The sequence below is a fragment of the Burkholderia sp. E168m23 genome (assembly GCF_016586125.1).
Classification (GTDB): Bacteria; Pseudomonadota; Gammaproteobacteria; order Burkholderiales; family Burkholderiaceae; genus Burkholderia; species Burkholderia orbicola.
In genome coordinates, this window is sequence record NZ_BCPP01001420.1 from 1 (window position 1) to 1,210 (window position 1,210).

Annotated in this window: 2 pseudogenes; both read right to left on the reverse strand. The window is 72.2% G+C overall.

The features are described 5' to 3' along the window. Nucleotides 1-1,049, reverse strand: a pseudogene (locus JMF90_RS37820) (tetratricopeptide repeat protein); the annotation flags it as partial. Between the two features lie 42 nt (nucleotides 1,050-1,091). Then, nucleotides 1,092-1,210: pseudogene (locus tag JMF90_RS40820) on the reverse strand (glycosyltransferase); the annotation flags it as partial.

A 1,210-nucleotide genomic window follows, 5' to 3' on the forward strand; every position in this document is an offset into this window, starting at 1 on the left:
TACAGCGACGCCGCGTCGTCATAGCGGCCCTGCGCCTCGGCCACGCGCCCGGCCGCGACCGTCACGTCGGCGCGGGCCGGATACGCGGCCTGCAGCCGCTCGGTCACCTGCGCGGCTTCGTCCGGCCGGCGCAGCGCGTTCAGGCGGCGCACGGCCGACAGTTGCGTGTCGACGTCGTCGTCCGGCGTGCGCGCCAGCACGGCCTGCACGCGCTCGCGCGCGGCGGCACGGTTGCCGCTGTCCTCGTCGATCCGGGCCAGCGCGAGCTGCGTATCGGCGTCGTCCGGCGTGCGCGCGACGACCGGTGCGAGCGCATCGCGTGCGGCATCGTAATGACCCTGCGCGCGTTCGAGATCGGCGAGTTCGAGCGCATAACGCTTGTCCGCGCGGCCGGCCGGGCTCGCGCGGTCGAGCAGCGTGCGCGCCTGCGCATAGTCCTGTCGCGCGATCGCGTCGTCGGTCTGCCGCAGCACGAGCCGCAGCGACTGATCCTCCAGTCGCGCCGTCTGCGGGGGCGTCAGCGAAGGATCGCCGCGCAGCGTATCGAGCCATGCGGCGAGCGCGTCGTCGCGCCCCGCGCGGCCGAGCAGGTCGCCGTAGCGCAGCCGCACGTCCGCGTCGGCTTCGCGCGGATGCGCGGCGATCCAGTCGCGCAGCGGCGCGAGGCCGCGCTCCGGTTCGCCCGCGTCGATCCACTGCGCGCCGATCGCGGCAAGCATGTCGGGATCGTCCGGCGCGCTCGCCTGCGCGTGCGCGAGCGTGGCGGCAAAGGCCGCGCGGTCGCCGCGGGCATGTGCGCCGCGCGCGTCGGCCAGCGCGCTTTCCGCATCGAGCTTGCGCGCCAGCGCGCGCATCCCGTCCGAACGGTGCGCGTCGTCGACCGGCGCCAGCGCGGCTTGAGCGCCCGCGACATCGTCGAGCGAGTTGCGGTACAGCGCGTTCGCGTAACGCATCTCGGGCGTATCGCTCAGCGCCAGCCCGTCGTCCATCACCGTGCGGCCGAGCTGCGGCAACCCCATGTCGCGATACAGGCGTGCAAGCGCGAAACGTCGTATAACTTCGTATAATGTATGCTATACGAAGTTATTACGGAACGAGCGCGTCGGCACGTGATCGCAATCGAAGATCGCGATGTACTCGCCGTGCGTCTTCGGCAGCGCGCGGTTGATGTTGCCGGCCTTCGCGTGGCGGTTGTGGTCGCGCGTCAGGT